The sequence below is a fragment of the Oliverpabstia intestinalis genome, assembly GCF_009696065.1.
GTDB lineage: Bacteria > Bacillota > Clostridia > Lachnospirales > Lachnospiraceae > Oliverpabstia > Oliverpabstia intestinalis.
Map to the genome: position 1 here is coordinate 1 of NZ_VUMS01000062.1, position 4,080 is coordinate 4,080.

Sequence of the window (4,080 nt, forward strand, 5' to 3'; positions counted from 1 at the left end):
GAGGATAACATTATTTATCTTAAACCACAGATACGTGCCATTTCAGCTTCATCATCTGGCCATAATGGCTTCTCATAACTTTCCAGATCACCTGATTCCATCACTTTACGCATCATATCAACTGAAGGGACTGCGTAAATACGTGTTGTTTCAGTTGAGGAATGCCCCAGTATACGGGAAACAAGTTCAAGTTCTGTTCCATCCTGATACAGATTGGTTGCCCTGGTCCTGCGGAACATATGGGGATAGCATCGTTCCGGGAAATTCGGATACTTTGAGCGGATCTGAGCTGCATATTTTTTGATGATACGCTCAACATTTCCAACTGACATCCTGTCTTTGTGACCCTTGATCACTGTATAGATCAGCGGAGCATCAGGATCTATCACTTCATGGTAAACTTTTAAATAGTTCTTCAGATGATCAGCGGTCTTATCTGTGATCGCAACGATCCTTTCTTTATCACCTTTTCCATAAATCCGAAGATACGGTATGTCGGCCTCCAGATTTACAGAAGATACATTCATAGACAATAATTCGGAAACCCTGACAGCAGAGTCATAAAGCAATATCAGGATCAGTCTGTCCCTTCGGCCTATCTTAGTATCCGGCGGAGCAGAGAGCAGTGCCTTAAGGGCATCATCAGGGATGACTTCACGTGTCAGCTTTGGTACTTTAAGAAAAGGAACTCTGGAAGCTGTGAGCGCTACTGACTGTAACGATATATCACAATCAGCAGCATACCAGAGATAAGCTCTGATCGCAGCAAGCCTGTTATTACAAGTGGTTTCGCTGTTACCGTTTTTATGCAGGAACTCAATGTATGATAACAGAAAATCATGTGTACAATCCTCAAAGCCAAAGGTACGAAGTGATAAATTCATAGTATCGGTTATATATCTTCTGAACACGGTCAAAGCATCCCGGTAGGTTTCTATTGTATTCCGGCTTTTCAATGACTGATCAGGCAGGTAATGCTCAAGAAAATCCAGTGTTTTTGAGAAAAACATTATCTTTTCCACTTTTTTTCTACTCATGGTCAATCACCTCCGGGATAACGAAACCTGAAGTCTTGTCCCTGTCTCTGATGATCCGGAAAGCTTCGCTGACCTGATGGTAATAATAAAAAGTATCATCCGTACTCTGATGTCCCAGATACCGGCTCAGAAATGGAAGCATCTCCTTAAGTGCGATACCTTCTTCCATCCAGAGATTCATCCTTTTTACTACAAAGCTATGTCTGAGGCAGTGAACAGTAGGAGTTTTGTCACAGCCTTCTGCATATGGTGTTGCATTCCATGCCCTGCGAAATGCTGCGTTTATAGTGACAGAACACAGGCAGTTGCCCGGTTCTCTTGCAGGGAAAACCCATTCTGATACGCATCCATGATGATCATTCAGTATCGTCTTATATTCCTTCATTAACACAGCAAGATCATCTGACATATATATTAGCCTGTCTTTATGACCTTTTGACTGCATGATTTTTAATGTTCCCGCTTCAAGATCTGCATCACTCCACTTCAGTTTTCTCGCTTCTGAAATACGCAGGCCACAACAATAGATCAATCTGAAGATCACTTTATACTCTGTAGACAGACGCAAAAACGAGGGCACTTTTATCTCTGGAGAATAACTGTCGATTTCATGAAAGAATGCTGATATTTCATCATCTGACAAGACATGCACCAGTCTTTTTTCACATTTATAAAAATTCGACGGAATATATGCTTCCTCACCGAGGGAGATCATGAATAACGCAAACTGACGGATGATAGAAGTACGTGCTGAACAGGTAGATAATGATTCTCCTTCACGCAATGTCCCCCATTTTTTGACCAGTTCCCTGCTGAGATATGGCTGTATAACGGATTCTTTTACACAAAAATCGTCAAAATGTTTCAGTTTCCATTCTTCAGTTTCATAAGTGAATCCAACAGACCGCTTTTCCTGTAGAAACTGTTTAATATACGGAGCAAAACAGCTTTGATATTCATATCCGAGAATCTTCATTACAGACCTCCTTCCAGCATCAGTCCGATGTCTGACAATGATAATCCACATTTTCTGCTTCTTTCATCATCCAGAAGAAGGTATTTCATTACGCTTGTCGGATCACGATGACCAAGTGCATCCATTACATCATCGATGCCGGCATGATTTTTCAGCAGATTTGTAGCAAAAGTCCTGCGTGTCACATGAAAACCGCCGCCCTTTACATCATTTCTTTCGGGCAGGATACGGTAAAGTGCTCTGGTACATACTTTACCAGTCAATCTTCCATACGGGGCTTTGGATCTTACAAAAATAAAATCGCTTTCTGCATCAGGTCTGCCGTATTTCAGGTATGAATATATAGCATTTCCCACTTCAACAGGCATTGGAAGAGTGATCTGTGTTTTCGTTTTTTTCATGATGATTGAGATCTGGCATTTCTTCCAGTCGATATCCTGAAAACGGAGTGCCAGGATATCATAGGCCCTCAGTCCTGTTTTTAGGCCAAGCAAAACAATGGCAATGTCGCGAAGTTCTACAGGGGCATTATGGGTCAGCCGGTACTCCTGGATCCTCTGAATCTGTTCATCGGACAAAACATCAATGATCTTATCTACGGGTGCACTTCCTGATATAAGACATTGATCCAGACCATGTCTTTCTGTATATCGATGTTCCTCAAGATAGCGTAGGAAGGCTCTTACGATTACAAAGCGGGTGGCACGGCCTTTAAATGTGGAATGTTCATCCTGGATTGAGAATTCTTTGATTATCTCTGGAGAAATCTGTTTGAAACTGTCATACCCATGATCGATCAAAAACAGACAAAAGCTTGCACAGGAACATCGATAAGATTTAAGTGTACCGCTTTCGCGATATTCACGTTTTTTCTGTTCTAAAAGACCTGCGACGGCTTCCTTACACCATTCAGGGAGTTCATCATATATGGTAGGAATGTATTTATATTTCCCACCCGGGTGGATATCGCCGCTAAGAAGATATTCATTACAAAAACTCAGAACTCTTCTCCAGTGAAGCCAGGAAGTTCCCAGTGTATTTTTTACCTCAGAGAACCATATCCAAACGATATCCGGATGATAACCAAGATCATGTATATCCAGAAACAGATAAAAAGCTGTTAATGCATGTTTTGCCAGTTTCAAAGTAGTACCGATATATCCATGGGCTTGCAGGCATTCGATAAAAGGCTCAATCTTTCCTTTAAAGTCTGCGGCTGACATAATTACATCTATCGTTTTCTGTAAAGCTGCTTTATTCTCTGAAGAAAACGCATCGATCAATCCGATATGAGGATAAATCTGACTGTTAAAGAGAAGACTGTATGGCTTTGTGCATTTCCCGATCTTTTCATAGAACTGTATCATCCGAGCCGTGTAATTAAGGATCACGTTTCTGGTTTCAGCTGATTGATACATTTTTGTGTTTACAAGTATCAGTACCGCTTCGTATGAGATATCTGATATATTGACAACTCCAATTTCATCAAAAATGAGCAACCCTTCGGAAAAATAGGTACGTGTTAATTCTAATGTGCGTTTTGTATAACGTTTACAACAGTCTTCAAGATAGAAATCAAGATCATCTTTCCATGAAACTGGAAGTTTATCGTATACTGATTGATTTAGATATAGCCTGCGGTCAGATACTGTTCCTGAAGAATCCATTTCCTCTAACTGGTATACATACCGGATCCATATGACACATCGCTGTGAAGGAAGGCTTTTCTTAATCTCAGCAAACCATTCATCACGCGCTTTGACCGTATACTCGGTACTATTTTGGTCGAGATACGATCCAAGAGATTCATAACAGTCCCTATGCGACTTTCTACTGCTTGAACACACCTTCTTTTCTTTAAGTAGTGACATTACCTTTTCGACGGTATCAGCATAATTCATGAAATCACATCCTTTCGATTTTAATGCGATTCCATTATCACATAAAATATGTTATCCTCATCTTTTTTGCGAAGAAGAGAGTAAATATCGCTATATCCAGAAAAGATGAGGATAAAAATACTCTGAGGATAAGCCTGTTTATCCGAATGTTAGGATAAGCTGGCTA

At 40.6% G+C, this 4,080-nt stretch carries 3 protein-coding genes; all 3 read right to left on the reverse strand.

Annotation, left to right across the window (positions count from 1 at the left end):
- Positions 1-14 precede the first annotated feature (14 nt).
- From FYJ57_RS14750 to FYJ57_RS14760, 3 genes are read right to left on the reverse strand one after another with little or no spacing between them, the layout of a single operon-like run.
- Positions 15-1,037 carry a tyrosine-type recombinase/integrase gene (locus tag FYJ57_RS14750; protein WP_154433239.1) on the reverse strand — a complete coding sequence of 341 codons (1,023 nt, stop codon included), beginning with the start codon at positions 1,035-1,037 and terminating at the stop codon, positions 15-17.
- Entirely contained in the window at positions 1,030-2,013 is a 984-nt protein-coding gene (locus FYJ57_RS14755) for a tyrosine-type recombinase/integrase (protein ID WP_154433240.1), read from the reverse strand. The genes FYJ57_RS14750 and FYJ57_RS14755 overlap by 8 nt, the downstream gene beginning before the upstream one ends.
- Positions 2,013-3,431, reverse strand: a complete 1,419-nt coding sequence (locus FYJ57_RS14760) for a tyrosine-type recombinase/integrase (RefSeq protein ID WP_205840009.1) — start codon at positions 3,429-3,431, stop codon at positions 2,013-2,015. Before FYJ57_RS14760 ends, FYJ57_RS14755 begins: the two co-directional genes overlap by 1 nt.
- Positions 3,432-4,080 lie beyond the last annotated feature (649 nt).

Coding starts and splice junctions, on each gene's coding strand:
- FYJ57_RS14750 (WP_154433239.1), bottom strand. CDS start 1,037: ATGAGTAGAAAAAAAGTGGAAAAGATAATGTTTTTCTCAAAAACACTG.
- FYJ57_RS14755 (WP_154433240.1), bottom strand. CDS start 2,013: ATGAAGATTCTCGGATATGAATATCAAAGCTGTTTTGCTCCGTATATT.
- FYJ57_RS14760 (WP_205840009.1), bottom strand. CDS start 3,431: ATGTATCAATCAGCTGAAACCAGAAACGTGATCCTTAATTACACGGCT.